Genomic DNA, 22,868 nt, shown 5'->3' with positions numbered 1-22,868 from the left:
ACGAAAAACTCCCACAGATTAGAATCTGTAATGAGCAAACGCTCTGTTGGCTTCCGCCATCTTGTGGGTATCTTCCCGTTTCTTAACAGCGCCACCTGTCTGGTTCAGTGCGTCCATAATCTCGCCAGCAAGACGCTCTCTCATGGTTTTTTCTCCACGAGCTCTGGCGTAGGAAGTAATCCATCTCAGCCCCAGAGTCTGGCGTCTGTCCGGTCTAACTTCCATGGGCACCTGATAAGTTGCACCGCCGATACGGCGTGCCTTTACCTCTAATGCAGGCATAATGTTTTCCATTGCCTGTTCAAAAGCCTCTAAGGGCTCTTTGCCTGTTTTTTCCTTAACAATATCGAATGCACCGTATACAATCTTCTGCGCTACGCCCTTCTTACCATCATACATAATGTTGTTGATAAGACGGGTAACCAGTTTGGAATTGTACAGTGGATCTGGCAAAACGTCACGTTTTGCTATACGACCTCTTCTTGGCACTTCGCTTCCCTCCTTCACATTAATGATATCATCGGTACTCGAAAGTGACAAAACTTCCGCTCGCGCCAATTTTCAGCCGTCAAACATTGCAGAGCTTGCCCTGCAACTATATGATAAGCCATCAATTGGCAGAATATACTGGAAAGTTTTATTACTTTGCGGCACCAGCCTTCGGACGCTTCGCGCCGTATTTGGATCTGGCCTGATTTCTTTTGGCAACGCCCTGGGTATCCAAAGTACCGCGGATAATGTGGTAACGAACACCAGGAAGGTCCTTTACACGTCCGCCACGGATCAGCACAACGCTATGCTCCTGCAGGTTGTGGCCGATACCGGGGATATAAGCTGTTGTCTCAATCCCGTTGCTGAGTCTTACCCTTGCAACTTTTCTCAACGCTGAGTTTGGTTTCTTCGGTGTCTGGGTTCTGATGGCAGTGCAAACTCCTCTTTTCTGCGGAGAATTTTGTTCGATAGCAACTCTTTTCTTAGAGTTCCATCCTTTTAGCAACGCAGGAGCAGTAGACTTCCTGTCCAGAACTTCTCTACCTTTACGAACGAGCTGGTTAAAGGTTGGCATATTGCACCTCCTTACATATTTTGTAGACCGAACCGGTCAAATATCTCAAGGGGCAAATACACATTTGCCCCGTTGAAATCGCCGTTTGCGAGGTAATCTCACAATTGTTTATTATAAATCTATTTCGCCCTTTTTGTCAATACATACATCATCATTTTACGATTTTTGTACATATCTAATACATCTTTGGAGTTATACGGTTTGCATATCCACATCCATGTCAAGATCTCCGATAAAATCATAATCGTTTTTCTCAATATGCATGTTAGGATCTACCGCCGGCTGGATGTCAAGAGAGTCATAATCCACCGTACCTGTTCCCGCAGGAACCAGCTTGCCGATGATAACGTTCTCTTTCAACCCCATCAGATTATCCACCTTACCCTTGATCGCGGCTTCCGTCAGCACACGGGTAGTCTCCTGGAAGGAGGCCGCCGACATAAAGGATTCTGTAGCCAGAGAAGCTTTGGTAATACCCAGAAGCACTGGAATCGCCTGAGCTTTTCTGCGCACCCCTCCGTCTTGGGCATTGAGGCTGTCGATCTCGGCGTTTAACCGGATCAGTTCCGCTTTTTCAATATTGGAACCAGTGATCAGGCTGGTGTCGCCGCCGTCGGTAATTTTCACCTTGCGCATCATCTGACGGACGATAACCTCGATGTGCTTATCGTTGATATCAACGCCCTGGGTACGGTAGGTTCTCTGTACTTCTTTGATCAGATAATCCTGTACTGCCAGATGACCGCTGACCGCTAAAATCTCATTGGGTTCAATGGATCCTTCTGTAATCAGCTCGCCTTTTTCTACGTGATCCCCTTCGGAAACACGCAGGGTGGAACCGTAAACGATCTGTTTTTCAAACCGTTCCCCTTCCTCATTTTCAATCACTACAAAATCGCCGCCCTTGTTATCTTTTTCAAAGGACACGGTACCGGCGATATGAGCGATAACCGCGCTGGATTTGGGGCGTCTGGCCTCAAACAGCTCTTCTACACGGGGAAGACCCTGGGTGATATCCGCGGCCGATGCGATACCGCCCGTATGGAAAGTACGCATGGTCAGCTGAGTACCCGGCTCGCCGATGGACTGAGCGGCGATAATACCTACCGCCTCTCCGATGCCTACCGGCTGACCGTTGGCTAGGTTTGCACCGTAACATTTAGCGCAGACTCCCACTTTGGACTGACAGTTCAGACTGGAACGGATCTTCACTTCAGTGAATCCTGCGGCAATGATCTTTTTCGCATCCGCTTCCGTCATCATCTTATCCCGATCCACAATCACCTCACCGGTTTTTGGATCTATCAAATCATCCGCTACATAGCGGCCGATGAGACGCTCGGTTAAGTCCTCAATGACACGTCCGCTGTCGGTAATATCACATACTACAATTCCCTCATGGGTGCCGCAGTCATGTTCCCGAACGATAACATCCTGGGAAACGTCCACCAGGCGGCGGGTGAGGTAGCCGGAGTCCGCGGTTCTTAAAGCGGTATCCGCCAAACCTTTTCTCGCGCCTCGGGAAGAATTGAAATATTCCAAAATATTAAGTCCTTCACGGTAGTTGGCCTTAATAGGGATTTCGATCGCCCGCCCGGAGGTGTTAGCGATCAGACCTCTCATGCCCGCTAACTGACGGATCTGGTCCATACTGCCTCGAGCGCCGGAATCCGCCATCATAAAGATGGGGTTACGTTCGCCAAAGGTCTGCTGCAGAGCGTCTTTTACCTTAGCGGAACATTCATTCCAGGTAGCGACCACCCGCTCATACCGCACATCGTCCGAAATGAAGCCGCGGTCGTACTGACGCTTGATTGCGTCTACCTGTTTTTCCGCGTCCGCAATATACTGGGCCTTTTCCGGCGGGATAACCGCATCGGAAACTGCTACGGTAATCGCTCCGCGGGTAGAATATTTAAAGCCCTGCGCCTTTATTTTGTCCAATACCTCGGCAGTTTTCGCGGTGCCGTAGGTGCGGATACATTTTTCAATGATCTTTCCAAGTTCTTTTTTCCGAACCAGGAAGCCGATCTCCAGATCAAACATATGCTCCGGTTTGGTTCTATCTACATATCCCAAATCCTGGGGGATCGGGTCGTTAAAGATAATACGTCCTACCGTAGTCTCGATGATTTTGGAGATGCGCTCGTCGCCCACCTGTTTGGTGATGCGAACTTTAATAGGAGCGTGCAGCCCTACAATTCCTGAATCATACGCCATCTGGGCCTCGTTGAAGTCCCGGAAAACTTTCCCAGCGCCCGGCTCGTCTTCACGGATCATGGTTAGATAGTAGGACCCCAGCACCATGTCCTGTGTAGGCACCGCCACCGGCTTGCCATCGGAAGGCTTGAGCAGGTTGTTAGCCGCCAGCATCAAAAAGCGGGCTTCCGCCTGCGCCTCTGCGGACAGAGGTACGTGAACCGCCATTTGGTCACCGTCGAAGTCCGCGTTGTAAGCGGTACATACCAGCGGATGCAGCTTTAAGGCGCGTCCTTCTACCAGCACAGGCTCAAATGCCTGAATACCAAGTCTATGAAGGGTAGGCGCACGGTTAAGCAGTACCGGATGATCCTTGATGACCACTTCCAGCGCGTCCCAAACGTCCTTTACCACCGCGCGTTCTACCATTTTACGAGCATTTTTGATGTTGGTGGCGACTTTTAAGTCTACCAGACGTTTCATAACAAAAGGTTTAAACAATTCCAGAGCCATTTCTTTTGGCAGACCGCACTGATACATTTTCAGTTCCGGCCCTACCACGATAACCGAACGTCCGGAATAGTCCACACGTTTTCCAAGCAAGTTCTGACGGAAACGCCCCTGTTTTCCTTTGAGCATATCCGACAGGGATTTTAACGGGCGGTTGTTAGGCCCGGTTACCGGGCGGCCCCGGCGTCCGTTGTCAATCAGGGCATCCACCGCCTCCTGAAGCATCCTTTTCTCGTTGCGCACAATAATATCCGGCGCGCCCAGCTCCAAGAGCTTCTTCAAGCGGTTGTTGCGGTTGATTACCCTGCGGTACAGATCGTTTAAATCGCTGGTGGCGAAACGTCCGCCGTCCAACTGCACCATGGGACGGATATCCGGCGGAATAACCGGGATAACATCCAGGATCATCCATTCCGGCTTGTTGTGACTGTTGCGGAAGGCTTCTACCACTTCCAGACGTTTGAGAAGCTTAATTCTCTTCTGTCCGGCGGCGGTTTCCAGATCGGTCTTTAACTCTTTGGCAAGAGCGTCCAGATCCAGTTCCGCCAGCAGTTCCTTAATGGCCTCTGCCCCCATCCCAGCCTTAAAATCGTCCTCATAGGCCTCTTTTAAGTCCCGGTACTCTTTTTCTGAAAGCAGGGTATATTTTTTCAGGTTGGTAATGCCCGGGTCAATCACCACATAGGATGCGAAATACAGAACTTTTTCCAGCAGGCGCGGGGACATATTCAGCAAAAGCCCCATACGGGAAGAAGTCCCTTTAAAATACCAGATATGGGAAACCGGCGCCGCCAGTTCGATGTGGCCCATCCGTTCCCGGCGCACTTTTGCACGGGTCACTTCCACTCCGCAGCGTTCACAGACTTTGCCTTTGTAACGGATTCTTTTATACCGTCCGCAATAGCATTCCCAATCCTTTGTTGGTCCAAATATCTTCTCACAGAAAAGCCCTTCTCTTTCCGGCTTTAATGTGCGGTAATTAATCGTTTCAGGCTTTTTTACCTCGCCGCTCGACCATCCTCTGATCTGTTCCGGCGATGCCAGTCCGATTTTAATAGATTCAAACACGTTAAATTCCAACTGCGAACCCCTCTTTCTCTAGAAATTCTTTAGAAATTGTCGTCATTTGGTATGTCATCCAACCCTAAAGCTTCCAACGGGTCGAAGGTATCCTCTTCCTCCAGTTCCACATCTCCCAGATCCATATCCAGAAGGTCGATATCCGCATCCTGGTCTGGGTGCTCAATCTCAAACCCTTCGTCCAATTCAGAACTTACCTCCACGCCGGCGGTCAGTCCATCGTCCACAGGAGTCAGTCCCATGTTCTCATCGTCGTCGAAGTTCTGTTTCAGATCGATCTCCTCATTATTCTTATCCAGCACTTTTACATCCAGCGCCAAAGACTGCAGTTCTTTAATCAGAACCTTAAAGGATTCCGGAATACCCGGTTTTGGAACATTTTTACCTTTCACAATCGCTTCAAAGGTCTTCACACGGCCTACCACGTCATCCGACTTCACAGTCAGGATTTCCTGCAGGGTATACGCAGCACCGTACGCTTCCAGCGCCCAAACTTCCATCTCGCCGAAACGCTGGCCGCCGAACTGGGCTTTACCGCCCAACGGCTGCTGGGTAACCAGAGAATACGGTCCAGTAGAACGGGCATGAATTTTATCATCTACCAGATGATGGAGTTTTAGGAAGTACATATATCCGACGGTCACCGGATTGTCAAAAGGAACGCCGGTACGTCCATCGTAAAGGATAGTCTTTCCATCCCGGGAAAGTCCCGCCTGTTCCAGAGCGTCGGCGATGTCGCTTTCATGAGCCCCGTCAAATACCGGAGTCATTACCTTCCATCCAAGCTCCGCAGCCGCCCGTCCCAGGTGCACTTCCAATACCTGCCCGATGTTCATACGGGAAGGTACGCCCAACGGATTAAGCACAATATCCAGCGGACGTCCATCCGGCAGATACGGCATATCCTCCTGAGGAAGTACTCTGGAAACAACGCCCTTGTTCCCGTGGCGTCCCGCCATTTTATCCCCTACGCTGATCTTACGCTTCTGGGCGATATAGCAGCGAACCACCATATTAACTCCTGGAGAAAGTTCGTCGGAATTTTCTCTGGTAAAGACTTTTACATCTACAATGATGCCATATTCTCCATGGGGCACTCTCAAAGAGGTATCGCGCACTTCTCTTGCTTTTTCACCGAAGATAGCGCGCAGCAGGCGTTCTTCCGCGTTCAGTTCCGTCTCGCCCTTGGGCGTTACCTTACCTACCAGAATATCGCCGGCGCGCACTTCCGCGCCAATGCGGATAATTCCTCTTTCATCCAGCTCCTTCAGAGCGTCGTCGCCCACATTAGGAATATCCCGGGTGATCTCTTCGGGGCCTAGCTTTGTATCTCTGGCTTCTGTTTCGTATTCCTCTATATGAATAGAAGTATAAATATCGTCGCGGACCAATCGTTCATTGATCAATACCGCATCCTCGTAGTTATATCCTTCCCAGGTCATAAAGCCAATGAGCATGTTGCGTCCCAGGCTGATCTCACCGTTCGCAGTGGACGGGCCGTCTGCGATTACCTGGCCCACTTCCACCCGTTCCCCTTTGGAAACGATAGGTCTCTGGTTGATGCAAGTACCCTGGTTAGAACGCAAAAATTTGGTGAGATGATAGGAATGCAGTTCTCCCTGGCTATCCCGAATCACAACCTCATCGGCGCACACGCTGTCTACAATGCCGGCGTGTTTGGCCAGTATCACCACGCCGGAGTCCACCGCCGCTTTATATTCCATACCGGTACCTACAATCGGGCTTTCGGTCTGCAGCAGAGGCACCGCCTGACGCTGCATGTTGGAACCCATCAGCGCACGGTTCGCATCGTCATTTTCCAAAAACGGAATCATCGCCGTCGCTACGGAGACCACCATTTTCGGGGAGACATCCATGTAGTCGACCTTTTCCCGCTCGCACATCATCACACTGTCGCGATAACGGACGCTTACCTTGGGATTGGCAAATTTATTCTCTTGTGTAAGGGGTTCGTTGGCCTGAGCGACAATATACATGTCTTCAATATCTGCCGTCATATATTCCACTTCGTCCAACACAACGCCCGTTTCCTTATCCACACGGCGGTAAGGAGCTTCGATAAAACCGTATTCGTTAATTCTGGCAAAGGTTGCCAGATAGGAGATCAGTCCGATGTTGGGGCCTTCCGGAGTCTCAATGGGGCACATTCTTCCATAGTGGCTGTAATGAACGTCACGCACTTCAAATCCTGCCCGGTCTCTGGACAAACCGCCGGGACCCAATGCAGACAAACGCCTTTTATGCGTAAGCTCCGCCAAAGGATTGGTCTGGTCCATAAACTGGGACAGGGGAGAACTTCCAAAAAACTCCTTGATGGAGGCTACTACCGGGCGGATATTAATCAGGGCCTGTGGAGTAACCACATCCATATCCTGCGCCTGGGTAGCCATTCTCTCGCGAATAACACGTTCCATCCTGGAAAAACCAATACGGAATTGGTTCTGCAGCAGCTCGCCCACCGAACGGATACGGCGGTTGCCCAGATGGTCGATGTCGTCTACCGTTCCGATGCCATGGCCCAAATTGCACAGATAATTAATAGAAGCAAAAATATCATCCACAATAATGTGTTTGGGGATCAGGTCATCTTTGCGCTCTACGATCATCTGTTTCAAGGTTTCTTCATCAGACGCCGCTTCCATAATTTCCCGCAGCACAGAAAAGCGCACTTTTTCTACAATTCCCAAAGCAGCGCAGTCGAAGGAAACGAAATCTTTTATATCCACCATACCGTTGGAGAAAATTTTAATTTCCTTTTCCCCTTCGGTGATAAACACAGTATCCGCACCGCAGCGGCCGATTTTTTCCGCCAGTTCCCTGGTAATCACCTGGCCGGCTTCCACAATGATCTCGCCGGTCATAGGATCAGCTACCACACGGGCGGCGGTCCTTCCCATAATGCGGGCGGTGATATTCAGTTTCTTATTATATTTGTAGCGTCCCACCCGGGACAGATCGTATCTTCTGGGATCGAAAAACAGCGCGTCTAAATGGGCCTGAGCGCTGTCCACCGTAGGCGGCTCACCCGGGCGCAGTTTGCGGTAAACTTCTAAAAGCGCTTCTTCCGTATTCACGGTGCTGTCTTTTTCCAGGGTCGCCAAAATACGCTCATCGTCTCCGAAAAATTCGATGATGCTTTCATTGGACCCAAAGCCCAGCGCACGGATAAAGGTGGTTACCGGCAGCTTTCTGTTTTTGTCAATACGCACGTAAAATACGTCGTTGGAGTCAGTCTCATATTCCAGCCAGGCGCCCCGGTTGGGAATAACGGTAGCGGTATACAGCTCTTTCCCGCTTTTATCATGGGCGGCCCCATAATAAACCCCAGGAGAACGAACCAACTGGGATACAATAACGCGTTCCGCGCCGTTAATGATGAAGGTTCCGCTTTCAGTCATCAAGGGGAAATCCCCCATGAAGATATCCTGCTCCTTCACCTCTCCGGTTTCTTTGTTGAGCAGGCTGGCTCTTACTCTTAAAGGAGCAGCGTAAGTGGCGTCCCGTTCCTTGCACTCCTCAATGGTGTATTTCGGTTTGTCGTCCAGACGGTAGTCGATAAAGTCAAGCACCAGGTTGTCCTGATAATCGGTAATCGATGAAACGTCTTTGAAAACCTCTTTGAGCCCCTCTTCAAGAAACCACTTGTATGAGTTTTTCTGTACTTCGATGAGGTTTGGCATATCCAGCACTTCATCGATGCGGGAGAAACTCATGCGAGTATTTTTTCCTAGCTGTACAGGCTTAACATTCACCATAGGCTTACTCACTCCATTCAATCTATCTACAATGTTGTGCAAAACCCATAATTTATCCAAGAATTTCTCATGAATTTTGCAGATCACTATTGCCTTTTTTGTCGAAACATGGTATACTATTTTATAATTCACGCAAAATTAGCCATTTTGATACAGTATATTATATTAGCATACTTTACAACCATTGTCAATAGACTTTGGCACGGTAAAGCTTTTTTATTTTACAGCAAATTTAAGGCGTCCGGGAAATTCCCGGACGCCTTTTGTCGTAGTTTGTCAATTATGATTTATAAGGCTCCTGTTCGCTTAGAGAAATCGTCACCGCATATACATAGTCAAACTCCTGCATATTCTCCGCCCTTTGTTTCTCGTCGCTCCACTCCTCAAAAATAGCTGTGCGGGTAGTGGTAGATTCAGAAACAATTTCCTGGCAGGCGACACCGTATAAAAGGTACTCCTTCCCTTTTTCCATCACTTCGAAGCTGGAAGGCGGCCCATAGATTCGAGTATACGATTTCCCGTCGTCAATCTCAACGGCCCCAAAGGTCACAAGCGTTCCGTCACAAGCGGCTTTCCACTGATAATCGATCCCTTTGGTGTTCAGCCCGCACAGCAAGAGAACATTGTCTCCCTCCTCACTCAGATCGATGCCGATTATGCCTCCCTGCTCCTGCCGATCTCCATCAATGTACAAATCCAGACGGATATCGTATACCTGCCCTATGGGAAGCTCATATTTTTCAAAAATGCCATCCATCAGCTGGGTTATGCGTTTTTCGTCCTGGCTCAACTCTAATACAGCAATCGTATCCGCAGAAGGCTGTTTGCTTTCCCCACAGCCGCACAAAAGAAGGGAGATGCCTATCAGTACCGCTAAACATTGTTTCATATAGTTCTCCTGACAAAATATGTAATTATCCCAAATTTCCCAGTTGATAAATAAGCGGCACTAAGACCGGCACTGCCGCGGTGAGCACCACACCGCTGATCACCGACAGGAGCGCCGTCTCCTGATCGGTCGCCTTAGCGATTGCGGGAAGAGTGGAATCCATAGAGGTCGCTCCACCGATAGCGATGGCTGAATATTTGTTCAGCAGCTTCACCGCCACAGGGGCGGCCAAATAGGTAAACGTCTCCCGCAGAATATTGGTCAAAAAGGCCAGCGTTCCCAGCTGAGGACCTCCCAACTCCCGTAAAAGCATGGGAGCCACACTGTAAAAGCCACAGCTTCCCGCTACCGCGGCGCTCTCATTGGCAGGCAGTCCCAGCGCCCATCCCATGAGAATCCCTCCCAGGATGGAACCGACCAGGGTTCCAGCGGGAATTAAAATTGACCGGATATGGTATTCTTTCATCTTTTGGAATACCACTTTGTTGGTCCCAATCTCAATACCCGCGGCAAAAATTAGAATAATCAATCCGTAATAGGACCAGCCGCTCATCATTTCCACCGTTTCCGCGGAGAACACAAAATAGCCGCTGAACAACCCCAGCGCCAAACTGGCCAGGGCAATTCCTATCATAATCATTCTTTCTTGCCCTCCTTCATAAAGATCCGGGTAAGAAAGTATACCAATACCGCAGCGCCGGCAGACGCTGCCAGCATCATCAGAATGGACTGCACACCGGCAGTTTTTATATCAGTAAGGAACGTAGGGCTCGCGCTGGTGGAAGCCCCTAAAAAGAACAGCATCACGCCTATTCCGATCAGCTGCACCCAGCTGTTTGCCTTTAGCCATTTTACTGGAAAAACCGTCATTCCTAACCCAATCCCCACAAGCAACACCAAAATCAGATCCATCGGCCTTTGCCCGTCCTCTCTCAAACCAAATTTTATTTTGCCCGAATATAGGCTTTAAACGCCTCATATGTCATATAAACGTCATTCTTGGAAACCACTTCAAAGGGAGCATGCATGGAAAGCACCGGAACCCCTACATCTACAACATCCACATCCAGCGCCGCCACATATTTGGCTACGGTGCCGCCGCCGCCCTGATCTACTTTTCCCAGTTCTCCCGTCTGCCAATACACTTTGGCGTCGTCTAAAATGTTGCGCACATCCGCCATAAATTCGGCGGACGCCTGGCTGGTGCCGCTTTTTCCGCCGGCGCCGGTATACTGAGTAACTACCACCCCGTAGTTGAGGTACGCGCAGTTGCGTTTTTCCAGCACCCCGTCAAAGGTGGGATCAAACGCCGCGTTTACATCCGCCGACAGGCAGGTGGATTTGGAGAGCACTTCCCGTCCGCTTAATCCATGGGTCCCCGCCAGATATTTGATAAAATATTTTAAATAGTTGGAGTTGAGTCCGGTGTTGCCGTCAGAGCCTACTTCCTCTTTATCCGCAAATACGGTAACCGTGGTATAATCCGGATCTTTTACCTCCAGCGCCGCCATCAAGGAAGTGTAAGCGCACACCCGGTCGTCATGTCCGTAAGCGCCGATCATGGAACGGTCAAGCCCCAGGTCTCTGGCTTCAAAGGCAGGCACCGCCGCCAATTCAGCAGAGATAAAATCATTTTCCGTAATACCATATTTTTCATTGAGAATCCGCATCACATTAAGCTTTACCGCTTCGGTGACCTTCTCATCTTTAAACGGACGCAATCCCACTACAATATTTAATTCCTCGCCTTTAATACCATCCTTAAGCGAACGAGTCATCTGATCTTTTGCCAGATGGGGCAGCAGATCGGTCACGGTAAATACCGGATCTCCCTTGTCCTCGCCCAGATTTACAGTAATACAGGTGCCGTCCTTTTTCACAATCACCCCATGCAGCGCTAAGGGGATCGCACTCCACTGATATTTTTTAATACCGCCGTAATAATGGGTTTTAAACAGAGCTATCTGCCCTTCCTCATACAGCGGATTGGGTTTTAAATCCAGGCGCGGGCTGTCGATATGGCTTGCCACAATTTTTACCCCGTCTGCGATGGGACGGGTCCCAATCGTCGCTAAGATCAGCGCCTTGCCCCGATTGTTGTAAAACACTCTGTCCCCCGGCAGATAGACGCTTCCCGGATCAAATTCCTGATAGCCCTGTCCCTTTGCCATCTGAATCATATAGGTAACCGCTTCCCGCTCCACCTTGCATGCGTCGATAAACTGTTTGTACCCTTCACAAAAGGCGTCCGCTGCCGCTTGTACGGCGTCGTCCGCTTTCATCCCGATATTTTCCCGCTTGAGCAGCAGCTGTTCCTGCAGTTTTTCCCCTGCTGTTTTCTCGTTTGCCATATACTGTTACCTCCTGTATTCTTCCGTATTATATGTCATACAGCTCCCTGTATTTTTCCATCGTCGCTTTTACTTTCTTAACATACGCCCGGGTGTCGTCAAACGGAATATGGTCAATGTTTCTCCCATCTGCGGAATAGTTCGGATCCGCCAGCCATTTTTTTACGCTTCCCCAGCCGCCGTGGTAAGCCGCCAATGCGTTATCCACCGTACCAAACTCATCCAGCAGCAGCCGCAGCATATAGGCGCCGTGTTCTATGTTCACCTGGGGATCAAACAACTGATCCTGCGTCAGACGGGGCTCGGTGCCTTTTCGCTGCTGCACCCAGTCGAAAGCGTCGGCAGTCAGCTGCATCAGCCCCCTGGCATCCACAGACGATACTGCGTTTGGATCAAAACCGCTTTCACATTTGACCACAGCATATACCAGAGCCGGATCCAGCTGATTTTCCCTGCAGGCGGCGTCGATCATTTCGGTGTATTTCATCGGATATACCGATTGGTTATATTTATCATATCCTATCTCCAGCAATTTCACAGCGCCGATGATCACTAAAACCAACAGCAGCCCTTCCAATGCCATACGAATTAGTCTTTTGCTCATGGATCCTCCGTAATCTCCAGTTCTGCAAGCTCCCCTTTATCCCGCCCCTGGCTGTCCAGATCGATTTCTGAAGCGTCACGGTAAGGTAATTTATAACTTCCGTCGTCATAGGAAGCCTGCAGTTTATTCATTAAGTCGATAAAGGAAAAACGGAAATTATCGATATCTTCCCCATTGGTCAGTATATAATCCGCCCGGGAAGTATAGTACTCGTCGTCATGCTGCGCATTGATCCGGCGCATCGCCGCCTGTTGTGTCATTTGATCTCTTTGGATAATCCGGTCCCGACGCAATTCCATAGGGGCGATAACCGCCACTACACGGTGGCAGTTCTTATCCAGACCGGATTCATACAAGGTGGGGGCATCCAATACCACAATAGGAGTCCCTTTGTATTTTTCTTTCTCTATCCTGCGCTCTATTTCATCTATTATGTATGGAAAGGTAATTTCGTTGAGACGTTTTAATTTGGCTTTATCAGAAAATACGATTTCCGCCAATTTTTCACGGTTTAACGTAGCGTCCGGATGGATCACATCCGTGGAAAACTCCAACACCAAATCCATCAGGCAGCCTTTCGATTTCTCCAACACTTGCCTGGCTACTACATCCGCATCTATTACAAAAACATTATGGCCGCTGAACATTTTGCTAAGGGTACTTTTCCCAGCGCCCGTCTGTCCGGTTAATCCAACTATCATGGTTCCTTTTTCGCTCACAGCGCATCCTCCATTCGGCGTTTATTCTAAATCGATCTGCTCAAATGCTGCAGCGCGCAGCAATCTGTTATATACCGCCTGTCCAATACCTTCGCTGTCGGATACCCTAGCGTAAACTAATTTTAAATTATCCTCATCCACCTGCCTTAACGCGTCAAACAGATGCTTTGCCTGGGATGCGGGGTCTCCGTTTACACCATAAGGGATACATACTTTTGGGAGGCTTTTCTCTTCCCCTTGAAAACACAGCACGCCAAACTCCCCTTCTTGCACCTGTATAAACTTTTGGAAACTCTCAAAATCACCTTTTACCAGGATCACGCGTGCTTTAGGAGAGTAATGGCGATACTTCATTCCAGGGGAGCTTACTTTCACATCATCGCCTACCTGCCCGAATACGCCCTCATCCATATAAACGTCCGGTAAAACCTGACTAAGCTGTTCCAGCGTCACCGCTCCTGGACGTAAAATCTTGGGCGGGTGCGAACATAGAGTGAGCACTGTGCTTTCTACGCCCACTTCACATTCGCCGCCGTCTACAATCGCATCCACCCGTCCGTCAAGATCGTCTATGCAGTGCTGGGCGCAGGTGGGGCTGGGACTGCCGGACAAATTGGCGGACGGTGCCGCTAAAGGCACTCCGGCCAGCCGGATCAGTTCCCTTGCCACCGGATGAGACGGCATCCGGATCGCCACTGTATCCAGGCCCCCTGATGTTTCTTTTGGCACCAGCCGGGATTTTGGCAGGATTACCGTCATCGGTCCCGGCCAAAATTTTTCCGCCAGCGAAAACAGCTCCTTGGGCATTTCTGTAACCAGCGGACGGATTTCTTCTACCGCGCTTACATGGACAATCAAAGGATTGTCGCTGGGGCGGCCTTTGGCGGCATAGATGGCTTTGGCCGCCTCGGGATCCAAAGCATTGGCCGCTAGGCCATATACTGTTTCCGTAGGAATTGCCACCAGTCCGCCCCGGGCAAGAATATCTGCGGCTTTTTGCAGCTGATCTCTGTCCTTTTCTATGGTTTCTATTTTAAACAATTTGGTCTGTTTCAATACTACACTTCCCGTTTTAGGCTTGCTGGTCCGACTGGGCCTGCAGTTTTTCGGCCTGATCAAAAGTGATCAGCGCGTCAAACAGCTCGTTTAAATCTCCGTTTAAAATCTGGTCCAGTTTATATAAGGTCAATCCAATCCGATGATCGGTCACCCTTCCTTGGGGAAAATTGTAGGTACGAATCCGTTCCGAACGGTCCCCGGTCCCCACCTGCAATTTTCTTTCAGAAGCAATTTTATCGCTTTGTTCCCGCTGTTTCTGCTCATAAATCTTTGAACGCAGGATCTTCATGGCTTTGTCTTTGTTTTTATATTGGCTGCGCTCATCCTGGCATTCCACCACTGTGCCGGTAGGCAGGTGGGTGATACGGATGGCGGATTCTGTTTTGTTGACGTGCTGTCCGCCGGCGCCGCTGGCCCGATAGGTGTCAATCTGCAGGTCGGCGGGATTAATTTGCACCTCTACCTCTTCCACCTCCGGCAGTACCGCTACTGTGACGGTAGACGTATGAATCCTCCCGGACGCTTCCGTTTCAGGCACCCTTTGCACCCGATGAACTCCGCTTTCAAATTTCAGCTTGGAGTAGGCCCCTTCTCCTTCGATAGAAAAGCTGATCTCTTTAAAGCCTCCCAACTCAGTTTCATTGGCGCTTAATATTTCCCCTTTCCATCCGACGCTTTCCGCGTACATACAGTACATCCGGTACAGGGAACCGGCGAACAGCGCCGCTTCATCCCCTCCCGCACCGCCGCGGATTTCCACAATAACGTTTTTATCGTCGTTAGGATCCTGGGGCAAAAGCAAAATTTTCAGCTCCTGGGCATAAGTGTCCATGGCGTCTTTATTCTCGTCATATTGTTCCTGCGCCAATTCCCGCAGATCTTTTTCCAGGCCGCCTTCTTCCAACATTTCCTTCGCTTCTTCATAAGCGTTCTTTGCCCGCTTATAATCCCGATATTTTTCCACAATCGGGGTGAGACGCTTAAACTCTTTCATTAATGAGGCATACTTTTCCTGGTCGTTGGCCACATTCGGCTCCATTAATTTGTTATTTATTTCTTCCAGCCGGTTTTCTACCGTCTCCAGCCTGTCTAACATTCCCATTCTCCTTAAATCATTAGTTCTTTTCCACCGGCTGCCCGTCCCGGAGAATTTTTTTTATGTTTTTCTCTATCTTTCCCCTGGGCGCCATTACCTCATGGCCGCAGCCATTACATTTAATTCGAAAATCCATCCCCACCCGCTTTACAGTGAAACTAGTTTCCCCGCAGGGATGAGGCTTTTTCATAATCAGGGTATCTCCCACATGGACGTCCATATAATCACCCAATCTTACGATAATTCTACAATCTATCATTATACAGAATTTTTCCCTTTTAATCAAGAAGCTCTTGCTTTTATCCTGAACATATAGTGCAAATAATCTTTCCTTTTTCCGCATTTTAACTGGATCTTCTGAATACATATAGGATATGTTCAAAGAGGAGGTTTACTAAATGTCCATCTACAAACCCGAAGGTATGATGATAGATACCCTGTCCAACCGTCAGGCGTTCCGGTCTCTTTCCTGCCTGCAGGAAGCTTTCACCCAGGGAAAAATTTTGGAAAGCCGGGCGGTCGTCTGTGATTCTGAACACAATTTGATTGTAGATATGGGATGCTGCCGGGGGATTATCCCCCGTGTAGAAGGCGCGTTGGGGATTGCGCAAGGCGCAACCCGGGATATCGCTATTATTTCCAAAGTAAATAAACCGGTGTGTTATAAAATCACCGGTTTTTCCACTCACCCTGACGGCGCCCCTTGTCCTATCCTGTCCCGGCGGCTGGTACAGGAGGAATGTACCCGGGAGTATATTATGAAATTGACTCCTGGGGATATTATCGACGCAAAGGTTACTCATTTGGAAGCCTTCGGATGTTTTGTGGATATTGGCTGCGGAATTGCTTCCCTTATCCCTATTGACGCTATTTCTATCAGCCGCATCTCCCATCCCAGGGATCGTTTTCGCCCCTCCCAAGAAATTAAGGTGGTTGTCAAATCCTTAGAAGAAAACGGGCGGGTCTCCCTTACCCACAAAGAGCTTCTAGGCACTTGGGAGGAAAACGCTTCCCTGTTTTCTGCCGGGGAAACTGTAGCGGGAATTGTACGTTCAGTGGAAGATTATGGGATTTTTGTAGAGTTAACCCCCAATCTGGCAGGCCTTGCGGAGCCTCGGGACGATGTAGCCATAGGACAGCACGCCAGTGTTTACATAAAAAGTCTGATCCCGGAAAAAATGAAAGCAAAGCTGATTATTGTAGACTGTTTTGACGCCCAATATCAAAACACCCCGGTAAATTATTTTATTGCCGAAGGTCATCTTTCTCGCTGGCAATATTCTCCTCCTTGCGCCGACCGGATAATTGAAACGATCTTTGATTGAGGTAAAGCTCCCGCGGCTGCGGGAGCTTTTCTGTTGACAATTCCCGGACGAGCCAGTACACTAAAAGAACAGTAATTATCAGAGAGGTCAAAAATATGGAGTTTCGTCTGGCGCAGAAAACTGATCTTCCTAAAATGATGGCGATGATAGACACAGCGAAAATAAGCCTGAAGGCCGCCGGGGTAGACCAGTGGCAGAAGGGCTATCCGGACGGCGAAGTCCTTCTTTCCGATTTTACCCAACAGGTAAGCTGGGTAGCGGTCCAGGACGGGGAACCGGTGGGGATGATCACTATTCTAAGCGGGATCGAGCCTTGTTATCATACCATCTATGACGGCGCCTGGCTCAATGATGAGCCTTATCTCTCTTTGCATCGGGTGTGCGTGGACGGCGCCCGAAAAGGACAGGGGATCGCAGGGTTTCTTTTTTCACAAGCCGAAGAGATCGCCCGGCAGCAAGGGATTATCAGCCTTCGCGTAGACACCCATCCGGAAAATGTCCCCATGAACCGTGCGGTAAAAAAAGCGGGTTATCTTTACTGCGGACGCATCACATTAATAGGCAGCCTGGAACATGGGGATGTCCGAGCGGCATACCAAAAGATAATAAAATAAAAAGCGGCCGGATCCGGCCGCTTTTTATTACAAATTTTCTCCTTTGATCTTTTCCCAATAAGCCTTCGCCGCCTGCTCGGTTTTATTCTCTCCAAAGTGATAATATTTTTTGTCCTTCAGCGGGTCCGGCAGATATTGCTGCTGTACATAATGGTTGGGATAATCATGGGCATATTTATAGCCGATGGCATGCCCCATCTTCTGGGCGCCGCTGTAGTGACCGTCTCTAAGATAAGGGGGAATTTCCCCAGTAACTCCATTTTTTACATCCGCCATAGCCGCATCGATAGCAAGTACCGCGGAGTTGGATTTCGGGCTGGTGCACATCAGAATTACCGCTTGAGCCAGAGGAATCTGAGCTTCCGGCAGCCCGAGCTGAAAGGCGCTGTCCACACAAGCTTTCACAATGGCCGCCGCCATAGGATAGGCCAGTCCCACGTCCTCGCTGGCCATGACCAGCATCCGGCGGCAGGGAGAAATTAAATCGCCCGCCTCTAAAAGCCTTGCGAGATAATGCAGGGCGGCGTTTTCATCCGAGCCCCGCACCGCCTTTTGAAATGCGGACAAGATATCGTAATGCACGTCCCCATCCCGGTCGTAGCGCATGGCGCTTTTCTGGGCCACTTGCTTTGCTTCCTCTAAGGTTACTTTTGCGTCCACCGCGGCCAGAGAGAGCATCTCTACCGCATTTACCGCTTTGCGCACGTCCCCGCCGCAGGCGTAAGCAATATGCTCCTGCACCCCGTCCTCAATTTCCAAAGGCTGCTGCAAACTTTCCCCTGCGATCCTGAACGCCCGTTCTACCGCCTTTTTGATTTCCTGAGGAGAAACCGGCCTAAACTCAAACACCGTGCTGCGGGAAAGGATAGCGTTATAAACATAAAAATAAGGATTTTCTGTAGTGGATGCGATCAGGGTAATGCTCCCATTTTCGATAAATTCCAGCAGTGTCTGCTGCTGTTTTTTATTGAGATACTGAATTTCATCTAAATACAGCAGCACCCCGCCCATTCCATCAAACGTATCCAACTGCCCCACCACGTCCTTAATATCCGCGGTGGAGGCGGTAGTTCCGTTGAGTTTATAGAGCTTTTTCCCCGCCTGTTTCGCAATAATCGACGCTACGGTTGTTTTTCCTACCCCAGACGGTCCGTAAAAGATCAAGTTTGGGATATTCCCCGTCTCCACCATCCGACGCAGGACTTTTTCCTTTCCTAGAAGATGTTCCTGTCCTACTACGTCATCCAGGGTTAAAGGCCTTATTTTATCCGCTAGCGGAGCCCCCATGGTCTTTCCTCCTTTTTGTCTGCGGTGTATATAATGCCCGGCCTGCTTTGTCCGCAGGCCGGGCATTTTGTTCGCTTGCCGTCCGCTTATTCGTACAGGGGATATTTTTCGCACAGCGCCTGCACGCCTGCCCGGATGTAGTCCGCTTTATTTTCAAAGTCAGTGCAGGTAAGATAGATAAATTCTGCTATCTTATCCATATCCTCCTCTTTAAAGCCACGGGTGGTTACCGCCGGGGTGCCGATTCTCACGCCGCTGGTGATAAACGGGCTCTGAGGATCGTTTGGAATTGCGTTTTTATTCACAGTGATATAAACTTCGTCCAGCTTTTTCTCCAGTTCTTTTCCGGTGATATCAAAGTTTCTTAAATCTAAAAGGATCAGATGGTTGTCACTGCCGCCGGAAACCATCTTAAAGCCTCTCTTCTCAAGGCCGCTGGCCAATGCTTTGCAGTTGAGCACTACCTGGTGCTGATAAGCTTTAAATTCCGGGGTGAGGGCCTCGCCCAAACATACCGCTTTCGCAGCAATTGTATGCATCAGCGGACCGCCTTGGGTTCCTGGGAAGATCGCCTTGTTGATCTTCGCGCCCAATTCCTCTTTACACAGGATCATGCCGCCCCGAGGTCCGCGCAGGGTCTTATGGGTGGTGGTGGTAACCACATCCGCATAAGGCACCGGAGACGGATGTTCTCCCGCCGCTACCAGACCAGCGATATGGGCCATATCCACCATCAAGTAAGCGCCCACTTCCTTGGCGATCTTGGACAGGGCCTCAAAATCAATAATTCTGGGATAAGCGGAAGCTCCCGCCACGATCATCTTGGGCTTACATTCCAGAGCGATGGAACGCACTTTATCATAATCAATTACCTGGGTGTCGTCCTCTACTCCGTAAGGAACAAATTTAAAATATTTTCCTGACATATTTACCGGAGAGCCATGGGTCAAATGGCCGCCGTGAGCAAGGTTCATTCCCAGTACTGTGTCACCGTACTCCAAAAGAGCAAAATACACGGCAATATTTGCCTGGGCTCCGGAATGAGGCTGTACATTGACATGCTCTGCGCCAAAAAGTTTTTTCGCGCGTTCAATAGCAATATTTTCAGCGATATCCACACATTCGCAGCCGCCGTAATACCGTTTTGCCGGATAGCCTTCGGCATATTTGTTGGTAAGCACCGAACCCATCGCCGCCATAACAGCTGGGGATACGATATTTTCCGACGCAATCAACTCTATGTTTCTGCGCTGGCGGGCAAGCTCTTTCCCTATTGCCTCCCCAATTTCCGGGTCATATTTTGACACAAAACCAACTGTGTCCATGATGTCTTTGTACATTTGTGTAGTTCCTCCCATTATCGTATTCTATTTTCCTTTTAAAATAAAAACAAATTTTCTCTAGCGGCCTGTCATTTTTCTCAGCACAGTAGGAAAGATCGCCCCAGGCTCCAAAAACGCAGGATCATTCCCGCCGAAAAACTGCATCAGCCGCCAAAACCAAAAAGCAATGAACAGGACAATAAATATATTCCATAACCATTTAGAGTGAAGCAACTCCCGTTTGTCCCACACGTAAGCGTAACCCAAAACTACCGCAAACACCGGCAGGGAGTATATAAGAGGATGATACCCCCACGCCCCGGCAAAATCAAGATGCAATAAACAATTGGCCGCTCTGGTCATCCCGCAGGCCGGACAAGAAACTCCTAACGTATAACGGATTGGGCAGCGGTAGTGGAACACCAGCGAAAAAAGCAGCACCCCGGCGGCAATCGCCAGCAAAATTCCTAAAAACTGCCAAAGTCGCCCGTATATCGTATCCGCTTTTCTAAACTTGAAAAAATTTTTCATATGGCTAGTATATCACAAACTCTCCCAAGAGAAAATAGGTAAGTTTACCGTTCCTTTTCAATTTTGACCCCTTGTGTTATACTGATCCTACAAATAATATAAAAATGGGGGAGCCGTATGTCAATATTTCAGCGGCCAACACCGCCTGTCTGGAAAATTCTGCTTTATTGTGTGGCGTGCGTGGTCATTCTTATTCTGATTGGAAAAATCGCCCTTTGGCTGCATATGTAATAAACAGCCCGGCATTTAACAATAAAACGCCGGGCTGTTTACATATTAAAAAAGGAGAAAAATGAAAAGCAATATTATGCGGTTTTTCCCACCGTCGGATCGTTCTGGGTAAATATTACCCTGGTAGCACGGCTGGCTTTTTTCGCTTTCATCGCTTTGCTGTACAGGATCATATTTGTAGCAAAGTAAGCACCAAATCCGATTACTAAAGACGCCACCAGTTTATAAGCAAATTTATTAGAGAAGGAATACAAAAGCACTTCCTTCAGCCAGAGGGCCAGACCCACATCCTTGGAGAACTCCACCAGACCGCCCGCGGCAATAGAAAAGAAAATAAAGGCAGCAACAGCACAAGTTATCCCAATAAAACCGGAAAAAATTCTTGAATTTTGTTTTTTCATACTATTACCCCTTTCAAAAGTTACATTTTGTAATAAAATTATACAGTTTGTTATTTCTTTGAAAGATTTAATCTCTTCCTCTATATTAAATATAACATATAATATGAAAAAATCAAGATATTATTACAAATTAATTAAAAAAATTTTTGATTTTGTTACCGACATGTCATAATTATTTATAGATTTTTTGATTTTCATGTAAAACGCATCTGAAAAAACGAAAAAATCGGAATACCAATCGAAAAACATATTATTTTTGGTTTTCCACTGTCTATATAAATAGATATCCTGTATAATAAACACAGACAAATTATCTCTTGTTTTTAAAGCGAGGTGTTCCTATGCCAAATACTCCCCCTTTACAGATCATCGCCCGGATCTACAGCGATTTTCCTACAAAATTCGGTATCCCCCGCCAAAGCGGTTTGATCGACACACTGAAGGCTAAAATCATCTTTGAGCCGGAATATCGCAACCCCGACGCGCTTCGGGGATTGGAAGGTTATTCCCATCTCTGGCTAATCTGGCAGTTTTCCCAGGCTATCCGCGAAAAGTGGTCTCCCACGGTTCGACCGCCGCGTCTTGGCGGAAATCTTCGTATGGGAGTATTCGCTACCCGTTCTCCCTTCCGTCCAAACCCTATCGGACTATCTTGCGTCCGCCTGGAAAGGATCATTCTAAAAGGGGAGGACGGCCCTGTTTTGTATATTTCTGGGGCGGATTTAATGAGCGGCAGCCCGATCTATGATATCAAGCCGTACCTTCCTTATACTGATTCTCATCCTGACGCTGCCGGCGGGTTCGCCTCCCAAAACCAGGAAATATCTCTCCAGGTTCATATTTCCAAAGAGTTGCTCGACCGGGTTGCTCCTGAGCAACGGGAGCCGCTGCTTGCCGTTTTAGCGCACGACCCCCGCCCTGCCTACCAAAGTTCTCCTGATCGCATCTACGGTATGGAATATGCTGAATATGAAATTCGGTTTTCTGTAGAAGGGGAACTGCTTACAGTCTTAGATGTATATATAAAAAAATAAGACAGCCAGTACAAAAAGGCTCCCTTCTTTTAATTCAAGAAATTTTTCATATTTTCATATAAAAAGACAGGTTCGCAATCCTTTCAGATTACAAACCTGTCTTTTTAAATTGGAGCTGCTAACCAGATTTGAACTGGTGACCTCGTCCTTACCAAGGACGCGCTCTACCGACTGAGCCATAGCAGCATACAAAACTTTCAAAAAAATGGCAGGGGCAGAAGGATTCGAACCCTCGGCACGCGGTTTTGGAGACCGCTGCTCTACCAGCTGAGCTATGCCCCTATAATTTCCACATGGCACAAACGCTAATGTCCTTTCCGCCATTAAGCAGCCAGGGCTTAAATCAACGAGGATTATTATACCGTATACACTCTGTGCTGTCAATAGGCTTCAGGGAAAACCTTAGAAGTCGCCGGTCAAAAGGTTGGTGGGCCATCAGGGACTCGAACCCCGGACCGACCGGTTATGAGCCGGTTGCTCTAACCAGCTGAGCTAATGGCCCATATACCTCTGGTTAAAAAAATATACCGCCGCCGCAAAGGCAGCGGTATATCCAAAAACGTGGCTCCCCAAGTTGGACTCGAACCAACGACCCTGCGGTTAACAGCCGCATGCTCTACCGGCTGAGCTATTGAGGAATATAAAAGCTGGCATAGACCTATTTTCCCAGGGGGTTTCCCCCCAAGTATTTTCGGCACGGATGAGCTTAACTACTGTGTTCGGGATGGGAACAGGTGGGACCTCATCGTAATAAACACCAGCCAAAACATATAA

General features: G+C 48.8%; 20 protein-coding genes, 4 tRNA genes and 1 rRNA gene. 3 read left to right on the top strand and 22 right to left on the bottom strand.

The window, feature by feature from the left end:
• Positions 1-18: 18 nt before the first annotated feature.
• The 13 genes from rpsG to H8705_RS02340 all read right to left on the bottom strand — a co-directional run bounded on the left by rpsG (position 19) and on the right by H8705_RS02340 (position 15,569).
• On the bottom strand, positions 19-489 hold the full coding sequence (gene rpsG / locus H8705_RS02400) for a 30S ribosomal protein S7 (RefSeq protein WP_262394266.1): 471 nt from the start codon (positions 487-489) through the stop codon (positions 19-21).
• Between the two features lie 151 nt (positions 490-640).
• Positions 641-1,066 carry a 30S ribosomal protein S12 gene (rpsL, locus tag H8705_RS02395; RefSeq protein WP_262394265.1) on the bottom strand — a complete coding sequence of 142 codons (426 nt, stop codon included), beginning with the start codon at positions 1,064-1,066 and terminating at the stop codon, positions 641-643.
• Positions 1,067-1,258: 192 nt separating this feature from the next.
• Positions 1,259-4,855 carry a DNA-directed RNA polymerase subunit beta' gene (gene rpoC / locus H8705_RS02390; protein ID WP_262394264.1) on the bottom strand — a complete coding sequence of 1,199 codons (3,597 nt, stop codon included), beginning with the start codon at positions 4,853-4,855 and terminating at the stop codon, positions 1,259-1,261.
• A 29-nt stretch (positions 4,856-4,884) separates the two neighbouring features.
• The gene (gene rpoB, locus H8705_RS02385; RefSeq protein WP_262394263.1) at positions 4,885-8,631 is read right to left on the bottom strand and encodes a DNA-directed RNA polymerase subunit beta; all 3,747 of its coding nucleotides are present in this window, start codon (positions 8,629-8,631) and stop codon (positions 4,885-4,887) included.
• Between the two features lie 280 nt (positions 8,632-8,911).
• Positions 8,912-9,520 carry a hypothetical protein gene (locus tag H8705_RS02380; protein ID WP_262394262.1) on the bottom strand — a complete coding sequence of 203 codons (609 nt, stop codon included), beginning with the start codon at positions 9,518-9,520 and terminating at the stop codon, positions 8,912-8,914.
• Between the two features lie 25 nt (positions 9,521-9,545).
• A complete protein-coding gene (locus H8705_RS02375; protein ID WP_262394261.1) occupies positions 9,546-10,160 on the bottom strand; it encodes a lysine exporter LysO family protein in 615 nt (204 codons plus the stop codon).
• Positions 10,157-10,432 carry a lysine exporter LysO family protein gene (locus tag H8705_RS02370; RefSeq protein WP_262394260.1) on the bottom strand — a complete coding sequence of 92 codons (276 nt, stop codon included), beginning with the start codon at positions 10,430-10,432 and terminating at the stop codon, positions 10,157-10,159. Before H8705_RS02370 ends, H8705_RS02375 begins: the two co-directional genes overlap by 4 nt.
• Before the next feature lie 32 nt (positions 10,433-10,464).
• On the bottom strand, positions 10,465-11,871 hold the full coding sequence (locus H8705_RS02365) for an aminopeptidase (protein ID WP_262394259.1): 1,407 nt from the start codon (positions 11,869-11,871) through the stop codon (positions 10,465-10,467).
• A gap of 28 nt (positions 11,872-11,899) precedes the next feature.
• Positions 11,900-12,475, bottom strand: a complete 576-nt coding sequence (locus H8705_RS02360; RefSeq protein ID WP_262394258.1) for a lytic transglycosylase domain-containing protein — start codon at positions 12,473-12,475, stop codon at positions 11,900-11,902.
• A complete protein-coding gene (coaE, locus tag H8705_RS02355) occupies positions 12,472-13,194 on the bottom strand; it encodes a dephospho-CoA kinase (RefSeq protein WP_262394257.1) in 723 nt (240 codons plus the stop codon). The genes H8705_RS02360 and coaE overlap by 4 nt, the downstream gene beginning before the upstream one ends.
• A gap of 21 nt (positions 13,195-13,215) precedes the next feature.
• Positions 13,216-14,250, bottom strand: coding sequence for an L-threonylcarbamoyladenylate synthase (locus H8705_RS02350; RefSeq protein ID WP_262394256.1), 1,035 nt, complete (start codon positions 14,248-14,250; stop codon positions 13,216-13,218).
• Between the two features lie 16 nt (positions 14,251-14,266).
• Positions 14,267-15,349: a peptide chain release factor 1 gene (gene prfA / locus H8705_RS02345; protein ID WP_262394255.1), complete on the bottom strand. Its 1,083-nt coding sequence runs from the start codon at positions 15,347-15,349 to the stop codon at positions 14,267-14,269.
• A 19-nt stretch (positions 15,350-15,368) separates the two neighbouring features.
• Complete coding sequence (locus H8705_RS02340) at positions 15,369-15,569, bottom strand: DUF951 domain-containing protein (protein ID WP_262394593.1); 201 nt, start codon at positions 15,567-15,569, stop codon at positions 15,369-15,371.
• 178 nt (positions 15,570-15,747) lie between these two features.
• Between H8705_RS02340 and H8705_RS02335 the strand changes: the two genes are divergently transcribed.
• Together H8705_RS02335 and H8705_RS02330 are read left to right on the top strand one after the other, a co-directional pair.
• Complete coding sequence (locus H8705_RS02335; RefSeq protein WP_262394254.1) at positions 15,748-16,674, top strand: S1 RNA-binding domain-containing protein; 927 nt, start codon at positions 15,748-15,750, stop codon at positions 16,672-16,674.
• A gap of 95 nt (positions 16,675-16,769) precedes the next feature.
• Positions 16,770-17,288, top strand: a complete 519-nt coding sequence (locus tag H8705_RS02330; protein ID WP_262394253.1) for a GNAT family N-acetyltransferase — start codon at positions 16,770-16,772, stop codon at positions 17,286-17,288.
• 27 nt (positions 17,289-17,315) lie between these two features.
• Here the strand turns inward: H8705_RS02330 and H8705_RS02325 are convergent, their stop codons facing one another.
• The 4 genes from H8705_RS02325 to H8705_RS02310 all read right to left on the bottom strand — a co-directional run bounded on the left by H8705_RS02325 (position 17,316) and on the right by H8705_RS02310 (position 21,060).
• On the bottom strand, positions 17,316-18,575 hold the full coding sequence (locus tag H8705_RS02325) for a replication-associated recombination protein A (RefSeq protein ID WP_262394252.1): 1,260 nt from the start codon (positions 18,573-18,575) through the stop codon (positions 17,316-17,318).
• An 86-nt stretch (positions 18,576-18,661) separates the two neighbouring features.
• The gene (locus H8705_RS02320) at positions 18,662-19,915 is read right to left on the bottom strand and encodes a serine hydroxymethyltransferase (RefSeq protein ID WP_262394251.1); all 1,254 of its coding nucleotides are present in this window, start codon (positions 19,913-19,915) and stop codon (positions 18,662-18,664) included.
• A 60-nt stretch (positions 19,916-19,975) separates the two neighbouring features.
• On the bottom strand, positions 19,976-20,428 hold the full coding sequence (locus tag H8705_RS02315) for a DUF2752 domain-containing protein (protein WP_262394250.1): 453 nt from the start codon (positions 20,426-20,428) through the stop codon (positions 19,976-19,978).
• 305 nt (positions 20,429-20,733) lie between these two features.
• Positions 20,734-21,060, bottom strand: a complete 327-nt coding sequence (locus H8705_RS02310; RefSeq protein ID WP_262394249.1) for a hypothetical protein — start codon at positions 21,058-21,060, stop codon at positions 20,734-20,736.
• A 341-nt stretch (positions 21,061-21,401) separates the two neighbouring features.
• Between H8705_RS02310 and tsaA the strand changes: the two genes are divergently transcribed.
• Entirely contained in the window at positions 21,402-22,094 is a 693-nt protein-coding gene (tsaA, locus tag H8705_RS02305) for a tRNA (N6-threonylcarbamoyladenosine(37)-N6)-methyltransferase TrmO (protein ID WP_262394248.1), read from the top strand.
• Positions 22,095-22,204: 110 nt separating this feature from the next.
• Here the strand turns inward: tsaA and H8705_RS02300 are convergent.
• The 5 genes from H8705_RS02300 to rrf all read right to left on the bottom strand — a co-directional run bounded on the left by H8705_RS02300 (position 22,205) and on the right by rrf (position 22,856).
• Positions 22,205-22,280 (bottom strand) — tRNA-Thr (locus tag H8705_RS02300).
• A 20-nt stretch (positions 22,281-22,300) separates the two neighbouring features.
• Positions 22,301-22,376: transfer RNA gene (locus H8705_RS02295), tRNA-Trp, on the bottom strand.
• Between the two features lie 143 nt (positions 22,377-22,519).
• Positions 22,520-22,596, bottom strand: a tRNA-Ile gene (locus H8705_RS02290).
• A 60-nt stretch (positions 22,597-22,656) separates the two neighbouring features.
• A tRNA-Asn gene (locus H8705_RS02285) sits at positions 22,657-22,732 on the bottom strand.
• A 7-nt stretch (positions 22,733-22,739) separates the two neighbouring features.
• Positions 22,740-22,856 (bottom strand): 5S ribosomal RNA (rrf, locus tag H8705_RS02280).
• Between the last annotated feature and the right edge of the window lie 12 nt (positions 22,857-22,868).

Origin of the sequence: Youxingia wuxianensis (genome assembly GCF_014385085.1) — a bacterium.
GTDB lineage: Bacteria > Bacillota > Clostridia > Oscillospirales > Ruminococcaceae > Youxingia > Youxingia wuxianensis.
This window is presented reverse-complemented; position numbering and strand designations above follow the sequence as displayed.